The sequence below is a fragment of the Leptospira limi genome (assembly GCF_026151395.1).
GTDB classification, from domain to species: Bacteria; Spirochaetota; Leptospiria; order Leptospirales; family Leptospiraceae; genus Leptospira_A; species Leptospira_A limi.
Genome location: NZ_JAMQPV010000001.1, coordinates 714,124 through 740,176 on the forward strand (window position 1 = coordinate 714,124; position 26,053 = coordinate 740,176).

General features: G+C 37.2%; 25 protein-coding genes. 9 read left to right on the forward strand and 16 right to left on the reverse strand.

Going from position 1 to position 26,053, the window contains the following annotated elements; genetic code table 11:
• On the reverse strand, positions 1-1,434 hold the full coding sequence (locus tag ND812_RS03310) for a DUF4139 domain-containing protein (RefSeq protein WP_265374263.1): 1,434 nt from the start codon (positions 1,432-1,434) through the stop codon (positions 1-3).
• A gap of 92 nt (positions 1,435-1,526) precedes the next feature.
• Here ND812_RS03310 and mtnP point away from each other — a divergent pair, with 92 nt between their 5' ends.
• Complete coding sequence (gene mtnP, locus ND812_RS03315) at positions 1,527-2,390, forward strand: S-methyl-5'-thioadenosine phosphorylase (RefSeq protein ID WP_265374264.1); 864 nt, start codon at positions 1,527-1,529, stop codon at positions 2,388-2,390.
• Here the strand turns inward: mtnP and ND812_RS03320 are convergent.
• Both ND812_RS03320 and galK read right to left on the reverse strand, forming a co-directional pair.
• Complete coding sequence (locus ND812_RS03320; protein WP_135687561.1) at positions 2,387-2,779, reverse strand: STAS domain-containing protein; 393 nt, start codon at positions 2,777-2,779, stop codon at positions 2,387-2,389. The genes mtnP and ND812_RS03320 overlap by 4 nt on opposite strands.
• Positions 2,776-3,945, reverse strand: a complete 1,170-nt coding sequence (gene galK, locus ND812_RS03325; RefSeq protein WP_265374265.1) for a galactokinase — start codon at positions 3,943-3,945, stop codon at positions 2,776-2,778. The genes ND812_RS03320 and galK overlap by 4 nt, the downstream gene beginning before the upstream one ends.
• Before the next feature lie 44 nt (positions 3,946-3,989).
• On the opposite strand from galK, the gene ND812_RS03330 reads away from it, so the two are divergent.
• Complete coding sequence (locus ND812_RS03330) at positions 3,990-5,342, forward strand: glucose-6-phosphate isomerase (RefSeq protein WP_265374266.1); 1,353 nt, start codon at positions 3,990-3,992, stop codon at positions 5,340-5,342.
• On the opposite strand, the gene ND812_RS03335 is transcribed toward ND812_RS03330, so the two are convergent.
• From ND812_RS03335 to ND812_RS03350, 4 genes are read right to left on the reverse strand one after another with little or no spacing between them, the layout of a single operon-like run.
• Entirely contained in the window at positions 5,319-6,041 is a 723-nt protein-coding gene (locus ND812_RS03335) for a nucleotidyltransferase family protein (protein WP_265374267.1), read from the reverse strand. The genes ND812_RS03330 and ND812_RS03335 overlap by 24 nt on opposite strands.
• Positions 6,038-7,021, reverse strand: a complete 984-nt coding sequence (locus tag ND812_RS03340) for a phosphotransferase (protein WP_265374268.1) — start codon at positions 7,019-7,021, stop codon at positions 6,038-6,040. Before ND812_RS03340 ends, ND812_RS03335 begins: the two co-directional genes overlap by 4 nt.
• Positions 7,022-7,029: 8 nt before the next feature.
• Positions 7,030-8,541, reverse strand: a complete 1,512-nt coding sequence (locus ND812_RS03345; protein WP_265374269.1) for a hybrid sensor histidine kinase/response regulator — start codon at positions 8,539-8,541, stop codon at positions 7,030-7,032.
• Complete coding sequence (locus ND812_RS03350) at positions 8,534-10,327, reverse strand: ATP-binding protein (protein WP_265374270.1); 1,794 nt, start codon at positions 10,325-10,327, stop codon at positions 8,534-8,536. The genes ND812_RS03345 and ND812_RS03350 overlap by 8 nt, the downstream gene beginning before the upstream one ends.
• Before the next feature lie 70 nt (positions 10,328-10,397).
• Between ND812_RS03350 and ND812_RS03355 the strand changes: the two genes are divergently transcribed.
• The gene (locus tag ND812_RS03355) at positions 10,398-11,198 is read left to right on the forward strand and encodes an alpha/beta fold hydrolase (protein WP_265374271.1); all 801 of its coding nucleotides are present in this window, start codon (positions 10,398-10,400) and stop codon (positions 11,196-11,198) included.
• Here ND812_RS03355 and ND812_RS03360 read toward each other — a convergent pair whose 3' ends face one another.
• The gene (locus tag ND812_RS03360) at positions 11,199-11,432 is read right to left on the reverse strand and encodes a ferredoxin (protein WP_108960297.1); all 234 of its coding nucleotides are present in this window, start codon (positions 11,430-11,432) and stop codon (positions 11,199-11,201) included.
• A 49-nt stretch (positions 11,433-11,481) separates the two neighbouring features.
• Here ND812_RS03360 and ND812_RS03365 point away from each other — a divergent pair, with 49 nt between their 5' ends.
• Positions 11,482-11,847, forward strand: a complete 366-nt coding sequence (locus ND812_RS03365; RefSeq protein ID WP_100716181.1) for a response regulator — start codon at positions 11,482-11,484, stop codon at positions 11,845-11,847.
• Here the strand turns inward: ND812_RS03365 and ND812_RS03370 are convergent.
• The 6 genes from ND812_RS03370 to ND812_RS03395 are packed head-to-tail and all read right to left on the reverse strand — an operon-like array spanning position 11,844 to position 17,847.
• The gene (locus ND812_RS03370; RefSeq protein ID WP_265374272.1) at positions 11,844-12,617 is read right to left on the reverse strand and encodes a TlyA family RNA methyltransferase; all 774 of its coding nucleotides are present in this window, start codon (positions 12,615-12,617) and stop codon (positions 11,844-11,846) included. The two genes, ND812_RS03365 and ND812_RS03370, sit on opposite strands and share 4 nt — an antisense overlap.
• Positions 12,598-13,521 (reverse strand): polyprenyl synthetase family protein, encoded by a 924-nt coding sequence (locus ND812_RS03375; RefSeq protein WP_265375897.1) that lies wholly within the window; start codon positions 13,519-13,521, stop codon positions 12,598-12,600. The genes ND812_RS03370 and ND812_RS03375 overlap by 20 nt, the downstream gene beginning before the upstream one ends.
• Before the next feature lie 50 nt (positions 13,522-13,571).
• A complete protein-coding gene (locus ND812_RS03380) occupies positions 13,572-13,985 on the reverse strand; it encodes a nucleoside-diphosphate kinase (protein WP_012387121.1) in 414 nt (137 codons plus the stop codon).
• A 42-nt stretch (positions 13,986-14,027) separates the two neighbouring features.
• Positions 14,028-16,136, reverse strand: coding sequence for a cation:proton antiporter domain-containing protein (locus ND812_RS03385; protein WP_265374273.1), 2,109 nt, complete (start codon positions 16,134-16,136; stop codon positions 14,028-14,030).
• A gap of 18 nt (positions 16,137-16,154) precedes the next feature.
• Complete coding sequence (gene coaD / locus ND812_RS03390) at positions 16,155-16,637, reverse strand: pantetheine-phosphate adenylyltransferase (RefSeq protein WP_265374274.1); 483 nt, start codon at positions 16,635-16,637, stop codon at positions 16,155-16,157.
• Between the two features lies 1 nt (position 16,638).
• Entirely contained in the window at positions 16,639-17,847 is a 1,209-nt protein-coding gene (locus ND812_RS03395) for an argininosuccinate synthase (RefSeq protein ID WP_265374275.1), read from the reverse strand.
• Between the two features lie 81 nt (positions 17,848-17,928).
• Between ND812_RS03395 and ND812_RS03400 the strand changes: the two genes are divergently transcribed.
• The 3 genes from ND812_RS03400 to ND812_RS03410 are packed head-to-tail and all read left to right on the forward strand — an operon-like array spanning position 17,929 to position 21,147.
• The gene (locus ND812_RS03400) at positions 17,929-19,077 is read left to right on the forward strand and encodes a nitrilase-related carbon-nitrogen hydrolase (protein ID WP_265374276.1); all 1,149 of its coding nucleotides are present in this window, start codon (positions 17,929-17,931) and stop codon (positions 19,075-19,077) included.
• Positions 19,061-19,582: a hypothetical protein gene (locus tag ND812_RS03405; RefSeq protein ID WP_265374277.1), complete on the forward strand. Its 522-nt coding sequence runs from the start codon at positions 19,061-19,063 to the stop codon at positions 19,580-19,582. The genes ND812_RS03400 and ND812_RS03405 overlap by 17 nt, the downstream gene beginning before the upstream one ends.
• 8 nt (positions 19,583-19,590) lie before the next feature.
• Entirely contained in the window at positions 19,591-21,147 is a 1,557-nt protein-coding gene (locus tag ND812_RS03410; RefSeq protein WP_265374278.1) for an FAD-dependent oxidoreductase, read from the forward strand.
• On the opposite strand, the gene rlmD is transcribed toward ND812_RS03410, so the two are convergent.
• Positions 21,140-22,339: a 23S rRNA (uracil(1939)-C(5))-methyltransferase RlmD gene (gene rlmD, locus ND812_RS03415; protein WP_265374279.1), complete on the reverse strand. Its 1,200-nt coding sequence runs from the start codon at positions 22,337-22,339 to the stop codon at positions 21,140-21,142. The two genes, ND812_RS03410 and rlmD, sit on opposite strands and share 8 nt — an antisense overlap.
• Positions 22,336-23,409, reverse strand: coding sequence for a quinone-dependent dihydroorotate dehydrogenase (locus ND812_RS03420; RefSeq protein ID WP_265374280.1), 1,074 nt, complete (start codon positions 23,407-23,409; stop codon positions 22,336-22,338). The genes rlmD and ND812_RS03420 overlap by 4 nt, the downstream gene beginning before the upstream one ends.
• 100 nt (positions 23,410-23,509) lie before the next feature.
• On the opposite strand from ND812_RS03420, the gene ND812_RS03425 reads away from it, so the two are divergent.
• Together ND812_RS03425 and ND812_RS03430 are read left to right on the forward strand one after the other, a co-directional pair.
• Positions 23,510-25,126: a sensor histidine kinase gene (locus tag ND812_RS03425; RefSeq protein WP_265374281.1), complete on the forward strand. Its 1,617-nt coding sequence runs from the start codon at positions 23,510-23,512 to the stop codon at positions 25,124-25,126.
• Positions 25,123-26,052: a response regulator gene (locus ND812_RS03430; protein WP_265374282.1), complete on the forward strand. Its 930-nt coding sequence runs from the start codon at positions 25,123-25,125 to the stop codon at positions 26,050-26,052. Before ND812_RS03425 ends, ND812_RS03430 begins: the two co-directional genes overlap by 4 nt.
• The last annotated feature ends 1 nt before the right edge of the window (position 26,053 follow it).

Consider the following 26,053-nt stretch of genomic DNA (forward strand, 5'->3'; position numbering starts at 1 on the left):
TTAGTATTTTGTCTCAACAGTATAATCCAAAGTCACTGTTTCACCAGCTTTGAGTGGAACATCAGAATAGGATTTTGTAGAGGATTCTTTAATGAATTTGTGGGAGGATTTTGTAATAGTCCAATCTCCCCATAAACTTGCATAAAATCGAATTTCAATCGCTTCTTTTTTTCGGTTTCGAATTTCAACCGAATAAGAAGATTTATCACCTCGAGATAGTTTAAACACTTCATAGGAAAGACGTTTTCCGTTCGCAACAACATCAAATGCTTGGCCAGTTTTAATTTTTACATCTTCGTTTTCAGGTGTATGGTCAATTGTGTCTTCGCCAAGTAATTGTTGTCTTCCTTTGGAATCAGCTTTAAAAACACGAATGGTTCCTTGAGGCAGTGGTCTTCCTAAGTTATTTTTTTTAGCATTTTTAAAAATATACTTAATCGTAGCGTTATTAAAATTTTTTTCATTTCCTTCATACATGGGAAGATTTTCGAAAACAAAATACTTTTTGATTTCAATTCCTTCTGATTGGAAAAGTTGAACCTGTTTGGTTTGGTTGTATCCGATTGTTGTTGGTTGGTCTAAAGTGTAGAGGTAATATTCAGAAAGATTTTCTTGGTTAAATTCAGGAGCAGAATCAGCCATTTCATCATATTCTTTTGCCATTGTTTTTTTTACATAACGTGGTTGTGGTGTGTAGGCTGGTCTATTGGAAATTAAATTAACTTTGCCTGCCACTAGTTGGAGTACTGCATTTTTAAATTCAGCACCTGAGTTATTATTGAGTGTGACCCAAGAATTTAGACCACATTCATTTTCTTCTTTGTCTAAAACAAGAATGTAGTCCGCTGACCATCCGAGCCCATTGGTTTGATAGGAAACTTCTACTGATTGTTCTTTCTCAGTTTCATTCTTTAATTTCCAAACTAACGTTGGTTTAGCGAATAAGTTCTCTGGAATCGTTGGAACAGTGACACGTCCATTGTATCCCAAAGAGACTTCATTTCCGATTTGATAAACAGGACTCCCATTATTGGCAATGAGTTTGGCCTTCACGGAGGTAGTTTTTTCCTTTCCATCCTGGTAAAGTGTAACTTCTTTCCCAATGTATTTATCCATAAGCCGTTCAGGAGAGATTAAATCATATTCATAGTTTTGTTCGAAGACAGTTAGTTTTTTTGGGTCTTCCCCTTTTACTCTCACAGTTTGTGGAATGATTTGGGAAGGCACATCTTCGAATCGTAATGTTTTGATTCCTTTTGAAAGATTGAGAACTCTTGTTTCTCTTACGAGTCCAATCCCACCATTATAAATGGTTACACTCACCGACTTACGATCAGATTCAGTTGATAAATCAAAGGCACTGTCAGAAGTGATGGTGGTTGTGGTAAATAATAAAAATGAAAGACTTGTGATGGTTACGATTTTGGATTTCATGTACTCTCCCATGAGCATTCTACAGTCTGAAAACTTAAAAAACGAATGCAACTAAAATCGTTAGGGGAAAACTGCACTTTAAGAGGATTCATATGACAAATGTAGTAAAAATCGGGGTAATTGGTGGAACAGGACTCTATTCAATCGATGGAATGGAAATTCTTAAGGAAATTCATCCTGATACACCGTGGGGAAAACCTTCAGATACAATTACAATAGGTCGTTTTAAAGGGAAAGAAATTGCATTTTTACCAAGACATGGGAAAGGTCATTTTTTAAATCCAAGTGAAGTTCCCGCACGTGCAAACATTGCCGCATTAAAACAGTTAGGTGTAGAGGAAATTATTGCTTTTAGTTCAGTTGGGAGTTTGAGACAGGAAATCGCTCCAAGAGATTTTGTAATCCCTTCCCAAATCATAGACAGAACAAAAGCAAGACATGCAACGTTTTTTGAAAATGGAATGGTTGCACACGCTCCTTTTGCTGATCCGTTCTCATCTGGGCTTGCAAAAAAAGTAGAAGAAGCAGCAAAACAAATTAATCTTTCAATTCATACAAACAAAACATTAATCTGTATGGAAGGACCTTTATTTTCAACTCGTGCAGAATCTCATATGTATCGATCTTGGGGTGCTGATATCATCAACATGACAGTATTACCTGAAGCAAAATTAGCGAGAGAAGCAGAGATACTTTACCAAATGGTTTGTATGTCTACCGATTATGATTGTTGGAAAGAAGATGAAGCACATGTAACATTGGAAATGGTTCTTGCGAACCTTAGTGCCAACGCAGACACTGCAAAAAAATTATTATCTACTTTGATCGACCATTTAGGTAAGTCGGATGATTCTAGTTTGGTGGGAAGTACAAAGTTTTCTTTAGTGACTGCTCCAGAAAAACGAAATCCGGAACAGATTAAAAAATTAAAATTTTTATTTCCAAGTTACTTCTAAACTTGTGCAACAGCTTGCTCCAATGTCGGAAAAATTTGGAGCAGGCTTTTTAATTTGGTAAGTTCTAAAACATAACGAACCTTTTCAGACGGTGAAACAATGCGAATGTATCCTTTTTGTTTTACGAGTCTTGAATGGATTCCTAAACAAACTCCTAAGCCAGAACTATCAATATAACTAACTTGTTCAAAATTCAAAAATATATGATTGATTCCTTTTGAAATTAGAATTTCTAGATTTTCTTTCATGACTTGGGAATTGTATAAATTTATTTCTCCCGATAACTCAAAATAAACGGCAGAGTCTGGGAGTGGGACAAATTTTTGTTGTAGGACTTCCATTTTGAAGTCACCACTCTCTACGGTATAATCATCCCAATTATCAATCATATGGAAATTTCCTTCACTCCGTCCGAGATTTGAAACTTGTAGAAGTCTAACGCAAGGTTAAATTTTTGTTGATAACTTTTTTTCATTTCTTCATTTATTTTGGCAAAACGTTCCTTTTTGTCTAGTACGAGTACGCATCCGCCAAATCCTCCACCAATCATCCTTGCGCCCATGACTCGTAAATCTTTAAGTTTGGATACAATGAAGTCAGTTTCATCACATGAGACTTCAAAGTTTTTAGATAAGGATTCGTGTGCTTCATACAACGCAGATCCCACCGATACAAATTGATTCGATTCCAATCCTTGGATGACTTGTTTTGTTCTTTCTCGTTCTGAAATGACATGACTTGTTCGTTTGAGCTCATCTGGAGTGAGGTTACAATTTTTTAGTTCCGAATCTGTTAAGGTAACATCATACAATTGTTTAAAATTTGGAAACTTGGATTGAATTTTTTGCAATGCCGATTCACATTCTAACCGTCTCCGGTTGTATGCACTGTCTTTTAAGTTATGTTTTACATTGGAATTGATGAGATAAAATTCATGTTCACCTAATTCAAAATGGTGATAAGAATAATTCAGATTATCAGTGTTTAAGGAAATACAATCATTTTGTTTTCCCACTGCAATGATGAATTGGTCCATGATCCCACACTTGGTGCCAACAAAATTGTTTTCTGCTTTTTGTCCGATGACCGCTATTTTTTCTCTATTGATTCCCAGTCCAAAGGATTCAGAAATCGCAAAACCTGTTACGACTTCTAAAGCAGCTGAAGATGAGAGGCCAGAACCTTGCGGGATATTTCCATCGACTAATAAATCAAAACCAGGAATGGAATGTCCTTCGGCTTCCAACTCAAAAATCACTCCAGTTATATAATCTGTCCATGGTGCATTCTGATTGGATAAAAAAGGTTTTTTGATGGTGATCGTTTCGTTATAAGTGATGGAATGAAATCGATACAGATTGGTTTGATTTGGACGTAAAAATACTTGGACTGAAAAATCAATTGCTGCAGGTAGAACGATTCCACCTAGGTAATCCACATGTTCCCCGATGATATTGATCCTTGCGGGGGCTTCAAACAAACGCGGATTTGTATTTGTTTTTCCAAATATACGTTCAAATTGATTCAAATTTTCTTTACTTCTCAATGAATCCACTTCATCTTCCTTTCGATGCTATACTTTATTTTAGGACAGGTGCCATGTCGAATCTAAAAATTTCTGATCGTTTTGTGAAACCCTTCCTCCCGCAAAATCATCTGGAAAAAGAATTAGAAAGGGCAGAAACAGCTCGTCAAACTGTATTAAATCGAACTGGATTAGGGAAAGAATTTTTAGGATGGGTAAACTTACCGAGCCAAATGAATTCAGAAGAATTACAGGCAATTCGAAAAGCTGCTGAAACCATCCAATCCCATTCGCAATACTTAGTCGTTGTTGGTATTGGAGGCAGTTATTTGGGTGCAAGAGCAGTCATCGAAGCACTCACTCCCGAGTTCAGTCATCCTGAAACACAAAAGAAAACGGTCAAAATCTTATACGCTGGGCATCACTTGGATGCAGATTATCATTTCCGTTTACTAGCATTTTTAGAGAACAAAGAGTTTTCTGTAAATGTGATTTCTAAATCTGGAACAACAACTGAATCAGCGATCGCCTTCCGGTTGTTACTTTCTTTGTTAGAGAGAAAATATGGAAAAGAAAACATTAAAAATCGAGTGTTTGCAACTACTGACAAATCAAAGGGTGCCCTCAAACATTTAGCCGATGAATATGGATTTCCGACATTTGTCATTCCTGATGATGTAGGAGGAAGGTATTCCGTTTTTACGCCTGTTGGATTACTTCCAATTGCGGCAGCTGGATTTAGCATCAACAAACTAATTGATGGTGCAAAACAGATGGAATCGAATCTAAAATCAACAACATCCAAAGATGGTAACTTAGCTAGTTTCTATGCTGCAATGCGAAATGGTTTGTATGGATTAGGAAAAACAACTGAGATTTTTGTTTCGTATCAACCGACATTGCATTATTTGGCAGAGTGGTGGAAACAGTTGTTTGGTGAAAGTGAAGGAAAAAATGCAAAAGGTATTTTTCCTGCTTCAGTTCAATTCACAACAGATTTACATTCTATGGGTCAATACATCCAAGACGGTGAAAGGAATTTAATGGAGACTGTTATAAAAATTGAAACTCCAAAACAAGATGTTTATCTCACCGAAAAAACAAATGATAGTGATGGATTAAATTATTTAGCTGGGAAAAAACTTTCTGAAGTAAATCAGAGTGCTATTTTAGGGACTCTGATTGCACATAAAGATGGGGGAGTGCCATGTATCGAAATCATTCTGCCTACTATCAACGAAGAAGTTTTGGGTGAACTTATGTATTTTTATGAATTTGCATGTGCTATTTCAGGTTATATGTTAGGTGTAAATCCATTTGATCAACCTGGAGTGGAAGATTATAAAAACAATATGTTTGCTCTACTCGGAAAAAAGGGATATGAAAAACGAAAAGAGGAAATTCTAAGTCATATTAGTCCGACGTAAGAATGATTTTATATTCATTAGGCTGGAACCAAAAATATCTTTGGATTGGTAAGTTTCCCATAGTTCCTTCGTACCCAAATCTAAAACTCTACCGGGGAATATTTCTCCGGTAATCTCACCGTTATTTGCACATTCTCGGAATATATCAGACAAATCATAATATTGATTCTTTTCTAAGTTGGATAAACTAGATGGATCAATCACTGAAAGTCCTATATAATAAAACTCACCTTTACCAAACTCCAATGCGCCATCTTTTCCAATAGAAATTTGTGTATAATTTTCTCCCTCTGGAATTGGCAATAAATACAAATGAATTTTGCTTCCCGTCGCCAAATTTCGTTTAGGTGTAAATTCAGGATTTGGGAATAATAAAGTGTCGGGATTGATCAGCAAAATTGGTTCAGAAAAAGCATTTTGTGGTAAAGCAGTGCGAATTCCTCCAGCTGTACCTAAGATTTTATCTTTCTCTATCGAGACATCTAAAGGAAAACCAGTGAAGTTTTTTACATGATCGAGAATTTGTTCTCCTAAGTAGTGTGCATTGACCCATACTTTTTGAATTTTCCAAAGATGTAATAAGTATAATGCATAATCAATTAAGGTGATCGATTGGATTTGTAAAAGTGGTTTAGGTGTATTTTGAGTAAGAGAACCCATTCGTTTGCCAAAACCTGCAGCAAGTACAAAGGCATTCATAATTTTTTAAAATCCCTTTGTAAAATTAACTCATCTCTTAAACTCCTCACAAAAATGAAAAGCGAATCAGGGAACATACCTAATTGGATGATTTCTTCCAATTGGTTCAAACAGGAAACTATCGATGGTTTGAATTTGTCTTTTTTATGATCAGTTACCATTCGAAAATATGTGCCTAGTGCTTTAAATGATCTCTGTAGAGCTTGCAGATAAAATGTATCTTTGAATTTTTTTGTCTGGTCAATATTTCTTTCTTCAAAGTATTTTAGCATCTTCATCCGAAATTCTCTTGGTAGTGGATAGTAAGCATCATACAAAATTGATGCCAAATCATACTGAGGTACACCCATACGTGCATCTTGGTAATCAATTAATACATAATCAGAATTTGGTGATCGTAAAAGATTTCGACAATGAAAATCTCGGTGTGTAAAAACATTGATGGGATATTGATTTAAATAACCAACTGTCTCTTCAATAAAAGCCATAGCCTCATTTGTTAGGGAAGTTTTGATTTTATAAATTTCTTTAAATGCATTAAACTTTTCAATTGTTAGATTTGTTTCAAAACTTAGTTTCTCTGTATCAAACTTTCTTGTTTTTACGAAACCAGGCGGATCCAGTGTTTGTAATTTTAAAATCAATTCAATTAGATTGGAAAAGTGATTTTGGTATTCGGTTAAACTATAGGAACTATAATCCAACTTTCCTTCAAAAGACATACAAATGATGCCTATGGTTTCATTCTTTTCAAAAATTTTTGGAACATGAATTCCATTTTCAGCTAAAAATTGACTTAACACAATAAAGTCTTCGTTTACTGATTCATCAATGCAAACGACTTCTTCAGTATGTTTTGTTGTAGAAATATGAAAATATCTTCTGCTGGAAGCTTCTTCTTGTAAGGGTGTGATGTTACAATTTTTTCCATAACGAGAATGGATAAAATCTAATTGAGTTTCATTGATTCCAGTTTGCACGTTACGAACTAGGATTCGGAAACCGCTGGAAAAATAAAATGAAATTTGGAACCTTGTCCTGGAGTAGAATCAATTTGTAATACAATTTCAAAATTCTCCACGATTTGTTTGACCACAAACATTCCTAAACCCGTTCCTTTACCCAACTCTTTCGTGGTAAAATAAGGTTCATAAATCTTATCCAATGTTTCTTGTGACATCCCTTCACCATCGTCTGTTACAATTAGATGGCCCTTTTTGTCTTCGGAATATGCTTTGATCTCAATCGTTCCAATATTGTTTGTTGCATCCGCTGCATTTAATAAAATGTTTGATAGTAATAATGCAAATTGATCCGAATTCATCCGAATTGGAATTGGTTCGGTAGAATCTTCTCGTTTGATTTGACAGTATTTGAGTTTCGCTGTTTCTTTAAACACTTGTAAGACGGACGATATTTCTGAATTTAAATTAAGGATTTCAATTTTCTCCGTATTCGATTTTACTGATTTTCCCAATTGCAAAAGATTTGAAGTTAAAGCTCTTAATTTTTCTGTTTGGTTTAGAGTGACTTTTAGAGCACGATCTTTTAACATTTGATCAGCATTTTCGCGTGAAGCCATTTCGACAAATCCTTGGATGGCTGTTAACGAATTATTGATTTCGTGTCCAATACTTGCAGCAACTACCGATAAAAATGCTCTTCTTTCTGAGTGGATCAACTGTTCCACCATCAATTTTTTTTGTGTTACATCACGGATAACACCAGTATAAAAAGAATCACCATCTAAACTATAAGAACAAATTGCAATATCAGCCAGAAATGTCGAAGTATCCGATCGTTGTAATGTTACATCAGAAAGTTGCAAAGTTGATTTATTTGGTTCTTGGCTTAATACATTAGAAACCTGACTCATGTATTTTTGCATTTTATTTTCAGTAAATAAAATTCGTACATTCTGTCCTATTAAATCTAGTGGAGAATGAAATCGAAACATATCAAAGCTCGCCTTGTTTGCTGATACAATGATTAGTTTGTGATTGATAGTAACAACCGCATCTGATGTTGCATTCAAAATTGCAGCATTTTGACGGTTAAGATCTAGATTCTGAGTCCGAAGGGCTTTTTCTAATTTTTCGGATAACAATAATTTTTCTAAATCTGAATCTTTTTGGTTTTTTACTTCTAATGCTCGTTTTACGACTGATAGTAATTGGGTTCTATCGACTGGTTTTGATATATATTCATAAGCGTGATAACGGATGGCAGCTTCAGCTGATGATAAATTTGGATTTCCAGTGATTAAGATTACAGGTAAGTTTATGTTTTTTTCAGCTATAAATTTTGTGAAATCGATACCAGACATTCCTGACATCAAAATATCTGAAATCACTAATGAAAAGGATTCCCCGGATTCGATTCGTTTCACACCATCAGATGCAGATTCAGAAAGTTCAATTTGATATCCTTCACGTGATAAAACACGTTTTAAGGCGATACGAATGTCTTCTTCATCATCGATAATTAATATTTTATCCATTTTCATCCGCATGAGCAGGCAAAAAGATTTCGACCTTTGTTCCTACACCATTCTTTGTTTTGATATAAATCTCACCACCGTGTTCGGCGATGATTTTTTTGGAAATTGATAAACCCAATCCTGTTCCTTGTTTGTTTCGCCTTGTCGTGAACAAGGGTAAAAAAACTTTTTCCAATGTATCGTCATCGATTCCTGGTCCGTTGTCTTCCACAGAAAATACAACCCAGTCTTTCTTTTGACTCCTAAGAAAATCAATTCCCAACTCAATTCGAGGATTCTCTCTGGGAATTTCCATTTCTGACAAAGCATTAATCGAGTTTACCACACAATTGATCAACACTTGTTCGATTTCCTGCCAACGTACAAAAATTCCAGGTAAATTGGGGCCAGCATGCCTTGTGAATTGTATATTCTTTTTACGACAACTCACCTCGACAAGTTCACTTGTTCTGACGAGTATGTAATAAGGTGAAACAAAATCACGATTTGGGCTTTCCATTCGGCCTAAGTCAAGCAGAGCCTTTACCAAGTCGCGGATTCTTAAATTTGCCGCTTCAATTTTCTGAAGGATATTCTTTCGTTCATTTGGATCAGTTTCATCGACGGTAATTAAATCTTCAAGGTAGAGTAATGCACTTTGGAGGGGATTATTAATTTCATGCGCAAGTCCTGCGGCAATCTCCCCAATACTTGCAAATTTCATTGATTCAATTAATTGTCTATCTAATCGTTTTGTCTCAGTGATATCAGAAAATACTAACATTACTTTTTTATCATTAGGATTCAGTTTTCTAACAGGAATAAACTTTATTTCGAACGTTCGATCCTCACCTAATAACGAATAATCAAATTCGGCTCTTTGAGTCGATTGTGAAGAAATTGATAAGTTTAAAACTTCAATCAGTTTATTTCTTTCACTTAAATCAAAATATTGAAAAATATTTTCTCCTACTTCAAATGCCAATAGTTGAAATAATAGAAACTTAAAAATAGGAGCTACTTCAATGATAATTGCTTCTTGGTTAACGATTACAAATCCATTATTAATTGTTGCAAAAAAGGTTTTTAATTTTTCTTCTCCATACCTGATTGTATTTTCTGCATTTTGTAGCGAAGATAAATCTAACAAAAGTATAGTGATATTATTAATGCTGTTTGAATAATTTGGCGTTACAAAACTTTGCAACTGAAACTTTTGTTTTTCACCTAAACCAGAATAAATATCGATATCATGTTTTATATTGGTTTTTAATAAATTTGATTTAACGGGTTCAGGTAAAGAGAGAAGTTCAAAGATGGATTTCTTTTGGATTTGTTCCAACGAGATGGAAAAAAAATCTAAAAATCGTGTATTCGCAAATTGTACATTTCCGAATGAATCTGTTGTTAAAAATGGAATCTCTAATCCCACATTTTGTGGATGGTGAACAGTCTCAGTGATTTGATTCCATTGAATGTACAGAATATAAATTTCAACTTCATCATTCAAAACATCATCAACCGATGAAAACTGAACAGATACTGGCAAAGTTTCTAAATTTGCCTTCTTACATCGGATTTGGTGATTTCCTTTTTGATTCGATTTTTGTTTTAGTAAAGTGGATACTTTGATTGAATCTTCGAAGATTAGATCCATTGGGCATGGAAGAGAAACATTCAAACCCAAAAGATTTTTAATTTGATCATGACAATACAATACATTTTGGGATTTAAGATCGACGAAAAGATAGGGAATCGAGGAATGGGAAAGTAACTCCGATAACTTGTGAATTTTTGTTTCTAACATTATGTTTAAAATTTTTTACCGAAGCCTTTATCGAAATTATCAGTCCCAGAGACGTAAATCAATGAAAAATATGGGTGGAATTCCCTCTTATGTCAACTTAGGAGGCCACAAAATTTTCTATTGGAAGTTTGGGAAAGGTAACCAAAAACCGATCGTTTTTTTTCATGGATTACTCGATGAAAGTTTTGGATTTCGAAGAGTCGTAAAAGAATTGTTAAATGATGGAGTTCCATTATACCTTTTTGATTTGCCAGGATATGGAAAGAGTAAACTTCCACTTGTCAAATACCTTTACCAAATCGATGTTTGGGCGGAATTACTTCTCGAATGTTTAGAAAAACTAAACTTGAGCCAAATCAGATTGGTTGGACATTCGATGGGTGGACTTATCTCTCAACATTTGGTCCTCCATGACAGAAATCACCGTGTGGAAAAATTAATTTTACTCGCACCAGGTGGAATTGCCCACCCGGAACGTGAAAAAATGCGTAAGATTCTATTTCCAAAAACGGAAAGCCAAGTGGTATTGTTGTTACGTTATTTATACGGTGAAGAGTTTCCTGAACCAGGTTATTTATTTCGTCATACACTGGTTACAATTTGGAATGATAAACCTAATGAATACTTACAAGAAAACACTCTCAGAAGAGAAGATGAGATTTTTTTCGGTGCTAAAATGAAAGAGATTAAAATTCCAACTTTGATATTAGCAGGTGCTGAAGATGAAATCACGCCACCATATATGATGAAACAAATGAAATCTTATATCAAAAAAAGTAAATTGGTATGGATTCCAAAAATAAGACATGCGATTCATTTAGAAAAACCAGATGTTGTGGCAAAGAATATTAGAGAATTCTATAATTCTTAATTACTCTCCATCATCCCCAATCGCATCGACAGGACACATCGCCATGGCTGCCTTTGCCTGTTTTTCCTCAGTTGGATTGGATGGTTGTTTTTTAAAGAAAATGTGCGTTTCGTCCGCATTGTATTCTAAAAGGCTCGGAGCTTCTTTCACACAGTCATTGCAGGGAACACAAGTCTGGTCGACATAGTATTTTCCTGGTACATTCTCGGGTTGTTTGATACTTTTATCTGCCATACAGTATTTTTACTTTTTAACAGACCCCCCCCTATAAAATAAAGCATATATGACGAAAAAGAACATCCTCATCGTCGAGGATGAACCATTCCTCGGACTCAATATCAAACAGAAAATCGAATCGTTTGGTTTTCATGTGATAGCTGTTGTACCTTCTGGGGATGAGGCCTTCCAAATTGTCTCAGAAAAGGTGCCAGACCTAATTCTCATGGATATCAATTTAGAAGGATCACTTGATGGCATCGAGACGGCCGAATCTTTACGTGACCAATTCTCAGTTCCTGTTTTGTTTTTGACCGGATTTTTGGATGAAACTTCAAAACAACGAATCAACCAGAATCCGTCTTATGCCTATCTCATGAAACCATTTTCAACGGACCAATTAAAAGAAGCCGTTACTGGTTTTATGGTTTAGTGCTCCCATTTCCTTTCCCAACGTATTAAAAATTCTCGATTCCCGTCAGCTCCTTGGATGGGAGATTCCATAAGACCAATAAATCTAATTTTTGGATCAGATTGTTTGATTTGATGCCAAACGTTTCTAATCGCATAACCAATCAATTGCGAATCAATCAAAACACCTTTCTCTAATTTAGAAGGATGTACTTCAAACTGAGGTTTAAACAGTGTGATTCCTTTCCAGTGAGTCTCTGGGTATTTCTCAAATAAAAGTAGCAGAAATGAAAATACAGGGACCAACGAAATGAAACTAAGATCCATTGTGATCCAAGTTTCGTTCGTGAGAGGTTCTATAGATAATTGTGGTAATTCTTTTAAATGGGTGCGGTCGAACACAGTCACTCTTGGATCATTGGCAATCTTTTGAGCCAATTGACCGTATCCCACATCGACTGCAAATAATTTGGAAGCACCTTTTTCGAGTAACACTTGGCAAAATCCGCCTGTGGAAGCTCCCAAATCTATACATGTTTTTCCATCAATCTGAATGTCTTTCCAGTGTTCAAATGCACCTAACAGTTTGTAGGCACCCCTCGAAACATAGGATTTGATTTTTTCTTTGATTCTAACCTTATCTTTTAGTGTAATCAGAGTTCCCACTTTTGAAATGACTGTATCATTCACGAGAACAGAACCAGATAGAATTAAAGATTGAGCTAATTTTAAATCGGTAACAAAACCTTCCCTTACGAGAAATGTATCCAGTCTAATTTTTTCTTTCTGCAATGTACTTAGGTAGTCCTAAAAAGAATTCATGATTCATAGAAGAAAGTTCAGTTGCAAGTGAGATCGCTTTGTTGACAGATTCGGACCTGAGAGATTTTGTTTTTTCCATTCCATACAAACTTGGATACGTCAATTTCCCTGCTTTTGCATCTTTTCCTGGAGTTTTGCCAAGTTCTTCTAAATTTCCTTCTACATCGAGGATATCATCTGTGATTTGGAATAAAAGCCCGATTTCTTTCGCATAACTTGACAGTACAGATTCTCTTTCTTTCCAATCAGGTCGTAATCGATTGCCTAATAAAAAGGATGATTCGATCAGAGCGCCTGTTTTTTTTTCATGGATGGAGAGTAATTTCGATTCTTGGTCAGTTTTACTTGGATTTTTTTCTTCCTCGATGTCTTCCATCTGTCCTTGGATCATTCCCTTCAATCCTGCACCTTTGTGGAGGATTTGTATGGCATCACGGATGAGAAATGGATCTTCGGAATCCATCATGGACAAAAGATAAAAACTAAGGGAGTTGAGAGTATCACCAGCTAAAATGGCCGTTGCCTCATCAAATTGTTTGTGACAAGTTGGTTTACCCCGGCGTGTGTCATCATCATCCATTGCAGGTAGGTCATCATGGATTAACGAATAGGTATGAATGCATTCAACGGCGAGTGAGGCAAGTAAAACAGAATGGTTTTGAGTTTCGATGCTTTGCGTTAATTTGTTTGGTTCAAAAAATGAATTTAAAACAAAAATCGGTCTTACTCTTTTTCCACCTGCCTTTAGGCTATACAAACAAGCTTCCGTTATGCGAGATTTTGGTGAAAATAAAGTTGGTGTATATGATTCAAAAAATGAATCAAAAATTTGTTTGGAGTTTTGTAAGATTTCGGTGAAGGTGATTGGCACGATGGACTGGAACCGGTTCCGATTTAGAACCGATCCTTGTATTGATAAAGAACTTAGTTAAGTTCGTAACCTTTGAAGAAAAACGCAATTTCTTGTAATGCGTTTGCGACAGAGTCAGAACCATGAACTGCGTTGGCTTCTTTGCTTTCAGCAAAAAGTGCACGGATTGTTCCTGCTTTTGCTTCTTTAGGGTCAGTAGCTCCAATTACATCTCTCCAGTGAGCAACAGCGTTGTCACGTTCAAGAGCACATGCTACGATAGGACCAGATGCCATGTAAGTGCAAAGGTCATTGTAAAAGGGACGAGCCGCATGGACTGCGTAAAATTGTTTTGCGTCTTCAAGGCTGAGTTTTAGGAATTTCATTCCTAGGATTTTAAATCCTTCTTTTTCGATTCTTTGAAGGATGTCACCGATGTGTTTGTTTTTCACTGCATCGGGTTTAAGCATGATAAAAGTTCTTTCCATATCTCCAGTTGCTTGGAGAAACCGAAAAAAGCAATCGAATCTTTAGGTGGTTAAAAAACGTACCAAAAGAAAAGAAGTAGGGAGAAGGTCCATTTTTTCAAAACCTAACTCTTCCCAAACATTCAAATCGATGAGGATCAGTGAATAGCCTGTGATTTGGTTGATCGCAATTGGATATGGGTTCAAATCCGTTTCTGGTTGGATCAGGTTTTCCACTTTGATTTTGTTTGATTTCATCCCTTTTAAGGAAGTGAGTTTTTGAGCAAATCCTAAGATGGGGTCTTTATCCCCTTTGTATAGGATGGCCACACGTTCAATGGTTTCCAGGCCATTGTCTATGAGAACCCCAACGGTTGCGGGGCAGTAGTTCAGAATGCCTTTGATTTTTCCACCTGTATAACTACGCGAGAACAATGGTTTTGCCGCTCCGATCAGGAGGATGTCCGAGTGTTTGATTTTGGCAAAGTTTACGATTTCATATGTGACATTATCAGTAATTCGATATTCGGTTTGGACTTGGATGCCTAAACTTGAACCTGTTTGGCGAATCGCTTCAAAACTTGCATCCCGATACTTCCTGATTTCTTCATTCGAAAGGGAGTCGTTAGGTGAAATGTGCAAAGCGATGAGTTCCAAATTTTTCTTTTGGTTTCCCGATAAGGAAAAAGCAAACCTGACTAAACTTTTGCCCATTTTTTCTTGGGCAAAAGCAACAAGGACTCTAAGTTTACTATCTGATGGTTTATCTGGAGAGGATGTGTTTGCAGTCCTTGCGAAAAACTTTTGGATTCCGTCAAGCAGTGGTCCCGTGGAAAGAGTTGTGACAAGAGCCATCATCACAAACACAGCAAATATTTCAGGACTAAGGATTCCTAAATCATAACCAATATTGAGGACAACCAGTTCCATCAGGCCTCGTGTGTTCATGAGAGCACCTATGGATAAAGAGTCTTCCCAATTGGATCCTGCTACCCTTGCAGCAAAGGCACTTCCTAAAAACTTGCCCACTACAGCGACAAGTAACACAAGTCCAAACACAAGCCAAAGGTGAGATCCATTCAGAAGTGTGACCTCAGTACGGAGGCCTGTGATCACAAAGAAAATCGGTAGGAATAAAATTACAGCTATATCCTCTATCTTTTCAGCGATGAGTTTTTTTAAGTTCCCTTCCGCAGGCATGATGACACCCGCAAGGAAGGCGCCAAAAAGCGCATGGATTCCAATCACTTCTGTTGTCAGTGAGGATAAAAATAAAATCATCAAAATGAGAGCAACAGCTGTTCTTGTTAGGTTTTCGCGTGAAATATAAATCGAACCCAATCGTTTGAGGAAGGGTGCTACCAAATAAATCATAGTTAAGATATACGCAAAAGACAATCCAATCGTAAATAAGGCAGTGTTTAAGTTTCCTGCTTTGGAGATAGTCACAATGATCGCAAGTAAAATCCAAGCAGTGATATCATCAGCTGCTGCACATGTTAACACCATGGCGCCAAGTGGTGTACGTGTAAGGTTTCGTTCTTGTAAGATTCGTGCAAGGACAGGGAAAGCAGTGATACTCATTGCGATTCCCATAAAAAGTGAAAAGGATAAAAATCCTACGTTTTTGGGTGCATAATCAGTGTAAAAATAATACGCTAAAATCATCCCTAAAAAGAAGGGAAAAATGATACTCGCATGACTGATGATAATCGCTGAGTGGGCTTTGTTTTTGAGAACAGAAAGGTCTAATTCCATTCCGATGATGAACATAAACAAAACGAGACCAATTTGGCTTAAGGTGCCGAGTGTAGGAAGGCTAGCAGGTGGGAATAAAAATCCCATAGTTTCTGGGAAATAATAACCAAGTAAGGATGGTCCAAGTAAAATTCCAGCTACGATTTCACCCATGACAGATGGTTGTTTTAATTTTCTGGTGAAGAGGTAACCAACAAAACGAGCACTTCCACAAACTATGATGATTTGAATGAAGAGTAAGGCTAAGGGATGATGAAAACGATTGAAGAAATTTTCGGTGTCTAGATGTTCACTCGCCGTGACAGTAAGATTTTTTGCGGTTTCTAAGGCACTCCCAGCTTGGAGTAAATAATAACCTAAGGATCCAAACAGAAGTAAAGTGAAACCGTAAAAAACAGAAGAACGAGTTTTCATAGACCCTCAAGGTTCCGATCAAACGGAGAATTTTTTCACAAGTGCTTCGCCAACAACATCCGGAACTTGGTTTGATACCGCTCTGCCATGTCTTGCTACTTCTTTGACGATTGTGGACGACACAAAAGAGTACTCATTGTCAGCCATTAGGAAATAAGTTTCAATTTCTGGTGCTAATTTTTTATTCATGAGAGAAATTGCATATTCATAATCAAAATCTGTGACAGCGCGAAGGCCCCGAAGGATGACCCGAGAATTTTTTTCCTTACAATAATCTACTGTAAGTCCTTCAAAGGAATCAATTTTGATTTTGTCCCAACCTTTGAATACCTTTCCAATCATCTCCACTCGTTCTTCTGGAGAGAATAAAGATGTTTTTTTGGAATTGATGGCAACGGCGATGATGATCTCTTCAAAAAGAGGATGGGCACGCCGTATAATGTCTAAATGACCATTTGTAAATGGATCAAACGAACCCGGGTATACGGCGATATTTTTCATCTTAGTGGTTCACCCTTGCCCATTCTTTCATTGGTAGTCCATACAAATTGATGAAACCTTCTGCATCATATTGGTTGTAGAGTTCTTCCTTTTCAAATGTAGAAAGGCCTGCGTTGTACAATGATTTGTTGGACTTTCTTCCGACAACCGTACAATTTCCTTTGTACAATTTGATACGAACAGTTCCATTGACATACTTTTGAGTATAATCCATATAAGCGCGAAGTGCATTCATCTGGTTGGAATACCATTGTCCATTGTAAATGTATCTGGCAAATTCTTGAGAGAGTTCGTCTTTTTTGTGTTGGGTGTCTCTATCGAGAGTGATAGATTCTAAATCTCGGTGAGCAATGTGGAGGATAGTTCCACCTGGTGTTTCATAGACACCACGAGATTTGATTCCAACAAGTCTGTTTTCAACGATGTCCACACGACCTACTCCATTTTTTCCACCTAATTCGTTTAAGGTTTCCATTACTTCGAGTGGGTTCATCTTTTTTCCATCAATCGCAACACAATCACCATTTTCAAAATCTAATTCCAGGTAAGTTGGTTTGTCTGGAGCTTTTTCAAGTGAAACAGTTAGGATAAACATGTCTTCTTTTGGTTCATTGAATGGATCTTCTAAAATCCCACCTTCAAAGGAAAGGTGCATAAGATTTCTATCCATACTGTATGGTTTAGCGGCTGTTACAGGGACTGGAATTCCTTTTTTCTTTGCATATTCAATAAGATCTGCACGGCCACCAAAATTCCATGTTCTCCAAGGAGCAATGATTTGTAAGTTAGGCGAAAGAGCTTTGAAAGTAAGTTCAAAACGTACTTGGTCATTACCTTTACCAGTTGCTCCATGAGAAAAAGCATCTGCTCCTTCTTTTTTAGCAACTTCTGCCATCGCTTTTGCGATGAGAGGTCGCGCGAGAGAAGTTCCAAGTAAGTACCGCATTTCATAAATGGCATTCCCACGAATGGCTGGAAAAATAAAATCACGTGCAAACTCCAAACGTAAGTCTTGGATGTATACCTTGGATGCTCCGGTGTTTTTACCTTTTTCTTCAAGGCCAGTGAGTTCTTCCTTTTGGCCAACATCGGCACAAAAAGCGATGACTTCACAACCATAGGTATCTTTCAACCAAGCAAGGATGACAGAGGTGTCGAGTCCACCTGAGTAAGCGAGAACGATTTTTTTGGGAGCAGGTTTCTCTTTCATAGAATAAGGTCAAAATAAAAGAAAAAACCAAGAACACAATTAAATATTGTCTGAATTGAAATACTAGTGTAGATTTGGTGGATGTGTTTTTTTGTCTCTTTGACTCTTTTTCTGTCCATTGGATTATCCAACATCCAATGCAAAAAACAGCAAGTGGAACCGAGTGTTCTTTCCGATGCCCTTCCCAAACCAAAAATTTTCATACAAATAGACGGCAAAGGCAAACGTGGAACTGTCATTGGTTTGGAACCTTACTTAAACAAATATAGTTACGCTACGGAAGAGAGTTTTTATTCGAGTTTGAAGGAATACTTTCAAAAAGCAAAAGAAAACGAAACCATCTATGTGGACAGATCTATTTTCGTATTACCAGAATACCTCGGTACTTGGCTCGTTGTTACAGCAGAAGATAAATCCATTTTTGGTAAGGTAACCATTGCTGATGCGATGGAAGAGTTAGTGAAACAAAATCTTGGTTCCTTCTTATGGCATTATCTCTTTAGCAATTCTTTTTCGAAAGACCACTTAAAGGAAACTCTCTTTCGGATGAAAGCTTGGCAAATGGCCGATCGTTACCAAAGGATTTTTTCACGTTTGGCATTGGAATACCGAGTGGCAATTGTTGCAGGTTCCATTGTATTACCTCATCCTAAAGTGGTAGAAGGAAAAATCACTCCTACCGATGGTCCTTTGGAGAATGTGAGTTTTTATTTTCACCCTGACGGAAGAGTGGATGAACAAATTGTGCGTAAACTCTTTCCGATCGAAGAAGAAAAACAATTCTTAGTCGAAGGAACTTTGGATCAAAATCCAACATACCGTACTCCTATTGGAAAATTATATACGATGATTTGTGCTGATTCTTGGTTCCCTGAAGTGTACAAAGAATTAGAAAACTCAGAAGCAGATATTTTAGTGGTTCCTTCGTTTGTTGCTCCAAGGGATGCATGGCAGACAAAATGGAATGGATACAATGGTTATGCGAATCCAAAAGATGTAACAACAAAAGATATAGGTTCCATCACAGAAAAAACTGCATGGAAAAAATATGCAATGTTAGGTCGGCTAAAAGTTCCCAATGTAAAACTTGGAATCAATGTATTTTTTCGAGGTGAAATTTGGGATATGACCGCTGGTGGCGATGCATTTTTCCAAAAGATGGGAAAACCAGTGAACAATTTGGTTAAAGAAGAAAAAAATCAAGGTAGGCTATATGTATTCTATCTCTAGGAAAACATTCCTCACATTGCTTTTGTTTTGTGCAGGAATCAAATCGAAAATCAAAACCTTTTACTTTAGCGAATCTGAATCCAAAACTGTTACGAGTTTTGCTGAGGTTGTTCTGCCTATCGGGGAAACTGGAATGCCGAATTTAGAGGAAGCAAACGTTATGCGAAGATTAGATGAAGAGTTGTACTTTGTTTCTGAGGAAATCCAAGAAGATTTTCACTCTGCTGTTATGGTTTTGGAATACCTTCCATTTTTTTACGGAAGGTTTTGTTGTTTTTCAAACTTAGAACCTGAGGAACGGATTCGGTTATTAGAGCTTTGGGTGGAAACCGATTCCGATACAGTTCGTGCTGTTGTTGGGAACTTAAAACTTCTGGTTTGCCTTGTTTATTATGGTCATAAGTCCACTTGGGAATCGATCTCTTACCCAGGTCCGTTTGCGAATCCACCTGAGAAATGGAGTGAGGCAAGACTTCATTACCATAATTTACTCAAAGGAAATTAAGGTATCATATGAAAAAATCAGGGATGTATCGCGATTATAAAAGTTACCAACCAGGGGAAGTCATCCAAGTAGATGTGGTAGTGATTGGTTCCGGTTGTGGTGGTGCAACGATGGCCTATGAACTTTCGAAACGAGGGATCAAAGTGGCTCTCCTCGAACAAGGTGGAAACTACCATACAGGAACCTTTGATAACAATGAATTGAATATGGCAGGAAAAGTTTCTGCAGAAAGGAATTTTCACACCACAAGTGATGGTGGTATTAATTTAGTGTATGGTAATAATTTAGGCGGAGCATCGGTTCATTACTGGGCAGATAGTTACCGAACTCCCGAAGATCGCCTACTCCTATGGAATCGTAAATACGGGATCGACTACCATCTCCCCGAAGACTTAAATCCATATTGGTTGGAATTAGAAACAGACTTACATGTCACACCTGCAACAGAAGAATATTTTAATCCCATGAATCGATTGTTTCGAAACGCATCACAACGATTAGGTTGGGAAGGGCATCATGTCCCACAAGCAAGGAAAAAATGCCAAAAATCTGGCCATTGTATGCAAGGTTGTATGTTCGGAGCAAAACAATCCCAACTGATCACTCATATTCCAAGTGCTGTTCGACTTGGAACTGACGTGTATACTGATTTACGTGCTGAACGATTGGAAATTGTCGGAAACCAAGTGAAGGGACTAGAAGCTGTGGTGATCGACAGACGTACCTTAAGACCAACCCAGATGAAACTCCGCTTCCAATCAAAAGCCGTTTGTGTATCTGCAGGAGGGTTTGGAAGTAGCAAATTTTTACTGAAAAATGGTCTCAAAAAAAGACTTCCATCTCTTGGAAAATTTTTGGCCATCAACCCTTCTCCGATGGTGCATGCATTGTATGAAGAGCCAATTGTTCAATGGCGAAATATTCCTGCAGCGTACGGCGTTGAAGGTTTTCGATTGGCAAAATTCCAAAACGGTTCTTACAAAGAAGGTGGGTATATGCTGATGCCAAACCAATTGCAACCAGGAACCCTTGCCGCATTACTTCCAAGTTTTGGAAAAGATCACTTCCGTTATATGAAACAACTAGAATATTTGGGTGGTACCATTGGTTGGATTGATGATGTGGATGGAGAACTTGGATCCATCGAAGTTGATTTTTTTGGTAAAACGAAAGTTCATTATCCGTTTGGAAATACCACCAAACAAATATTTAGCGATCTAACGTACAAACAAATGAAATTGAATTTTGAAGCAGGTGCCAAAGAGGTGTTCCTTGCTGGAATGAAACTTAGGAAATACACAAAGTTACCTAAAAAAGAAGAAATTGATGCTTTGGCTTGGAGGCCAGCAGAGTTTCCGATGGCGGCGCCTCACCCTGCTGGAGGCTGTAGGATGGGAAAATCGAGTGAAACTTCCGTAGTCAATTCAAAACACCAAGTGCATGGATTTCAGAATCTCTTTGTAGCCGACTCTTCTGTGTTTCCAACAGGTGTCAGTGTGGATCCAAGTTTTACGATTATGGCATTTAGTAAAAAAGCATCAGAGTTTATAACGGAAGTTATATGAGATTTTTATTTCTGAACACTGCCACTGTTTCCACATGATCCGTTCTTGGGAACATGTCCACTGGCTGTAACGAATTCAAAAAATATTGTCTTGCTAATAGATTTGTATCTTCTCTGAGGCTCATGGGATCACAAGATACATAGACAATCTTTTTAAATCCCATACCGAGGATAGTCTCTGCGACGTCTGCACCAAGGCCTGTTCTCGGTGGATCGATCACAATGGTATCATAGTTTTTTCCAAATAGAGATGGTAATACTTCTGCCACTCTTCCTTTACGAAACCGAACATTATGTACTTTATTGAACTTAACGGATTCCAAAGAGGTTCTATGAGAATTTGGATTCTCTTCGATGCCAAGGACTTCCTTACACTGGCCTGCAATCCAAAAGGAAATAGTTCCAATCCCTGAATAAGCATCGATCACACGTGAGTCTTTTTCTATCTCATCCAGAACCAAATTGTATAAACTCGGTGTTTGGATAGGATTTACTTGCAAAAAGGTAGAAAGACCTACACGAAATTTATGTTTTCCAAAATGTTCGTGTATATATGGTCTACCCCATAACAGATGTTCTTCGCGACCAAGAGCCATCGTTGTGTGTTTGGTATTGATGTTATGGATGATTCCCACTAATTTACCAAATTTGCCCGATTTTCCAATTCGGTTTTGGATGGCAGTGTGAAGTCTTTTTGATGCATCTTTAGCATGAGGTAAATCTTCTTTAGCAGTCACAATTCCCAGAATGATTTCGCCTGTGGAAAACGACTTCCTTGCAACAAGGTACTTCATCATACCACGTTTGGATTTTTCATTATAAGGAAGTAATCCCTCTCGCCTAGCCCATTGTTTGACGGCAAGTGCGACTTCTGTTAATCCTGGGTCTTGGATTTGGCATTCTGTTTGGTCTAGGACAAATGTTGCTTCCCGGTTGAAAAGTCCAAGTGTGAGTAAGGTTTTGTTTCCGACAATACGACGGCCAAAAGGTAATTGGATTTTGTGACGGTAGTATTCTGGAGAGGGACTGGGAACTATGGTTTTGAATTCCACATGACGGAACGTTTTAAAAAGTTCTTTTATGTTTTGTTCTTTTTTTCGAAGTTCTTTTGTGTATTCAATGTCGAGGTAGTTACACCCACCACAGGTTCCGAAATGAGTACAAATAGGATTGTTAGTTTTTGTTGTGTTCATTTTGATTTTCCTGAACCGACCAGTTGGTCAATGGAGTTGTATCCACGGTCTTTCATTACTTTATCCAAATAGGAACAAATTTGATACGGTAAAAAAGGACCTTCATAAATATAACCAGTGTAAATTTGGATGAGATTGGCACCTGCTTCGATCATCTGTAGGGCTTTTTCTCCCGAATCAATCCCTCCCACACCGATGATGGGAATTTTCCCTTTTAGAGTTTGGTACGCAAGAGATACAAATCGAAGTGATTTTTGGAATAAAGGGCCACCTGATAAACCACCTTCAGGAGGATTAGTTTCACCTAGGATTTGTTTGTCGAGAGTGGTATTGGTAAGGATTACACCACTTATTTTGTAATCCAGACAGACATTGAGATTTTCGATGAGTTCTTCTTCGGAAAGATCTGGAGCAAATTTTAAATACAATGGAATAGGGAATGAGTTTGAAAATTCTTTTTGGATCCCAACGATAAGATCAATTAAACTTTGTTTGGATTGTAGGCTACGTAATCCAGGTGTGTTTGGTGAACTGATGTTGATTACCGCATAATCCCCGTAAGGTAGCAGTTTTTTAAAAGTGTAAACATAATCACTGACAGCATCTTCTAAGGCCGTAACTTTCGATTTTCCGGCATTGATCCCTCGTACTCCCATTTTGGATTGTTTTTTCAATTGGATCTCGGCATTGTCAGCTCCCGGGTTGTTAAAACCCATTCTGTTTACGAGAGCTTTTACATTTGGAAAACGGAATAATCTTGGTTGTTCATTCCCAGGTTGTGCTTTTGCAGTGATGGTTCCCACTTCTATGAATCCAAAACCCATGTGGATCATGGTAGGGAAAAGTTCTGTTGTTTTATCAAATCCTGCCGCAAGACCAACTGGATTTGGAAAATGGATGCCTTCGATGGTTTGTTCTAAACGTTTGGAATTGTATTGGAAAAGAAGGTTCAGAGTTTTATGGAAAAATGGGATTTTTTTGGATAAAGAAAGAAAAGTAGCGACTAGATGGTGCGCTGATTCAGGGTCTAAATGAAAGAGAATGGGTTTGATCAGGTGGTGGTAAAACAAGGGAAAAATCCTTACGTTGATTCTTTTTTCCCCATGATTTCTTACAATTTCTTTCCGAAAATAGCGACGTTTCCTATATTCCTTCCAAGGACAGTACTTGATGCCATCTAATTCCCCTATATCTCGTATTTGGCAAAATCCATCTGCCTTTCCCCAGGAAGAAGTTCTCCGGGAATTAGAAAATTTACTCAGATCAAACCCAGACTTTTGGCTTAAAATTAATCGTGATGGGATCATCGTTGATTATAAAACTTCAAGGTTTGTCAATATTGGAGATAAACCAGAGTCACTTTTAGGACAACATATCAGTGTTGGTCTTCCTCCTTATTTACGTGAAATCACATCGGAAGCTCTCGCTTACTTATCTGACAAAAAAAGTTTAGTATTTTGGAAAGAGTATTCGTATGGAGAGGAACCTAATATTCGTCATGTGGAAGTTAGGTTTGTGGTTTTATATGATGGTTATATCATGTCCAACCATCGTGACATTACAGAACGCAAACGTTTAGAAAATGCTTTTTTAGAAAGTGAATCTAGATTTCTTTCTATGGCTCAGAATGCTGCTGATTCCATTGTGATCATCAATGATGAAGGAATCATTCAGTTTTTTAATAAAACAGCTGAGAATACGTTTGGTTACAAACAAGAGGAGGTAATTGGAAAAAATGTTACAATCATCATTCCTCCCGATTACAAGGATAAACATGATGATTTCCTGAGGCAGTATAAAGAAACAGGGGAAACTCATATCATAGGTGTAGGCCGAGATGTTTTCGCACAACGGAAGTCAGGTGAAATATTTCCATGTGAACTTTCGGTAGGAGAATTTAAAACAAAATCTGGAAAAATGTTTACGGGAATTCTGAGAGACATTAGCCAAAGAAAACTCCAAGAAGAGGAATTATACCAATATAGAAATCATTTAGAAGAATTGGTCGAAAGACAAACGATGGACTTAAAAATGTCCAAAAATATTGCCGAAGAAGCTTCCTATATGAAGTCTCTGTTTCTTGCCAATATTTCACATGAGTTAAAAACTCCAATCCATGCAATTTTAAGTTATGCGGAACTAGGAGCGGAAAAATCAGCCACTGTTCCTCCCGAAAAAATTAAAGAATACTTTCACATCATCGATTCCTCAGGGAAACGGCTACTCGCTCTTCTTGAAAATTTATTAGATATTGCCAAATTAGAATCAGGAAAAATGCGATATCTTTTTGAACGGAATTGTTTAAAGGAAACTACCAAATTTGTGATCAACGAAATGCGCGCAATTTTGGAAAAAAGAGGGATCACAGTTGTTTTATTGAATAATGAAGAACGTTGGGAAGCTGAATTCGATTATGAGCGGATCCAACAAGTGATCAGAAATATCATTTCCAATGCATTAAAATTCATTCCAAATGACACTAATATTGAGATTAGTTTGATAAAAAGAGAATTTATTCCAAGAAAATCTCAGTCGTATGTGAAAGGAATTGGCATCCAAATCAGAGATTACGGTCCAGGAATTCCTTCCGAAGACTTAGATAAAATTTTTGAAAAGTTCATCCAATCCAAACAAGTAAAAGCTGGAACCAAAGGAACTGGGCTCGGATTGTCGATCTCAAGAGAAATTGTAAATGATCACAACGGATTGTTATATGCTGAAAATCATGAAGATAAGGGAGCAGTTTTTACAATGTTAATACCAAGTTCCCGTGAAGGATTTCGATGATCAATTTACTTGCTGTTGATGATGAGATGATCAATTTAATGATCATTGACGAGTCTTTGTCAGATAAAGGATTCACTGTTGTCAAAGCAAAAGATGGAGAAGAGGCATTCCAAATTTTAAGCTCTGGTTCGATGGTTTTTCATGCCATTATTTTGGATCGATTGATGCCAAAGATGGACGGGATCGAACTCCTAAAAAAAATCAAACGATCAGAAAAGTACCGAGATATCCCTGTCATTTTCCAAACTGCTATGAGTTCCATTACCGATATGACAGAGGGGCTTGATGCAGGTGCTTTTTATTATTTAACAAAACCATATTCACGTGCCCTTCTTGTTCGCATAGTGCAAACTGCTGTTGAACATTTTATCAAATTACAAAGGGCAAAAGAAGACCTTCATAAAGGAATGGGTGCCCTTCGCCATATGGTTACTGGTGAATTTAGGATTCGGTCCATTCGTGAATCTCATGAACTTGCTCCCTTACTTGCCAATGCTTGTCCCGATCCTGAACGTGTGTTAACCGGGATCATGGAAATTCTAAACAACGCAATTGAACATGGGAATTTAGGAATTTCATACCAGGAAAAATCGGAACTCCATGATAATGATAAATTGATGGAAGAAATTTTTCGAAGGTTAGATACACCTGAGTACAAAGAAAAGTTTGTAAAGGTAACCTTTGAAAGAAACGAAGAGCGCATTGAAATTCGCATCAGTGACCAAGGGAAAGGATTTGATTGGAAACGATATTTGTCGATTGAAGCAATGACCAAAAATGCTTTCAAAACGCATGGTCGTGGAATCTTTATGGCAAAAAAATTATCCTTTGATGATCTTACCTACATTGATGAAGGCAGAACGGCCATTATACGCATCGATTTAACCAACAAAACTAGTAATTTACTCACTGACTTTCAGGAATAAA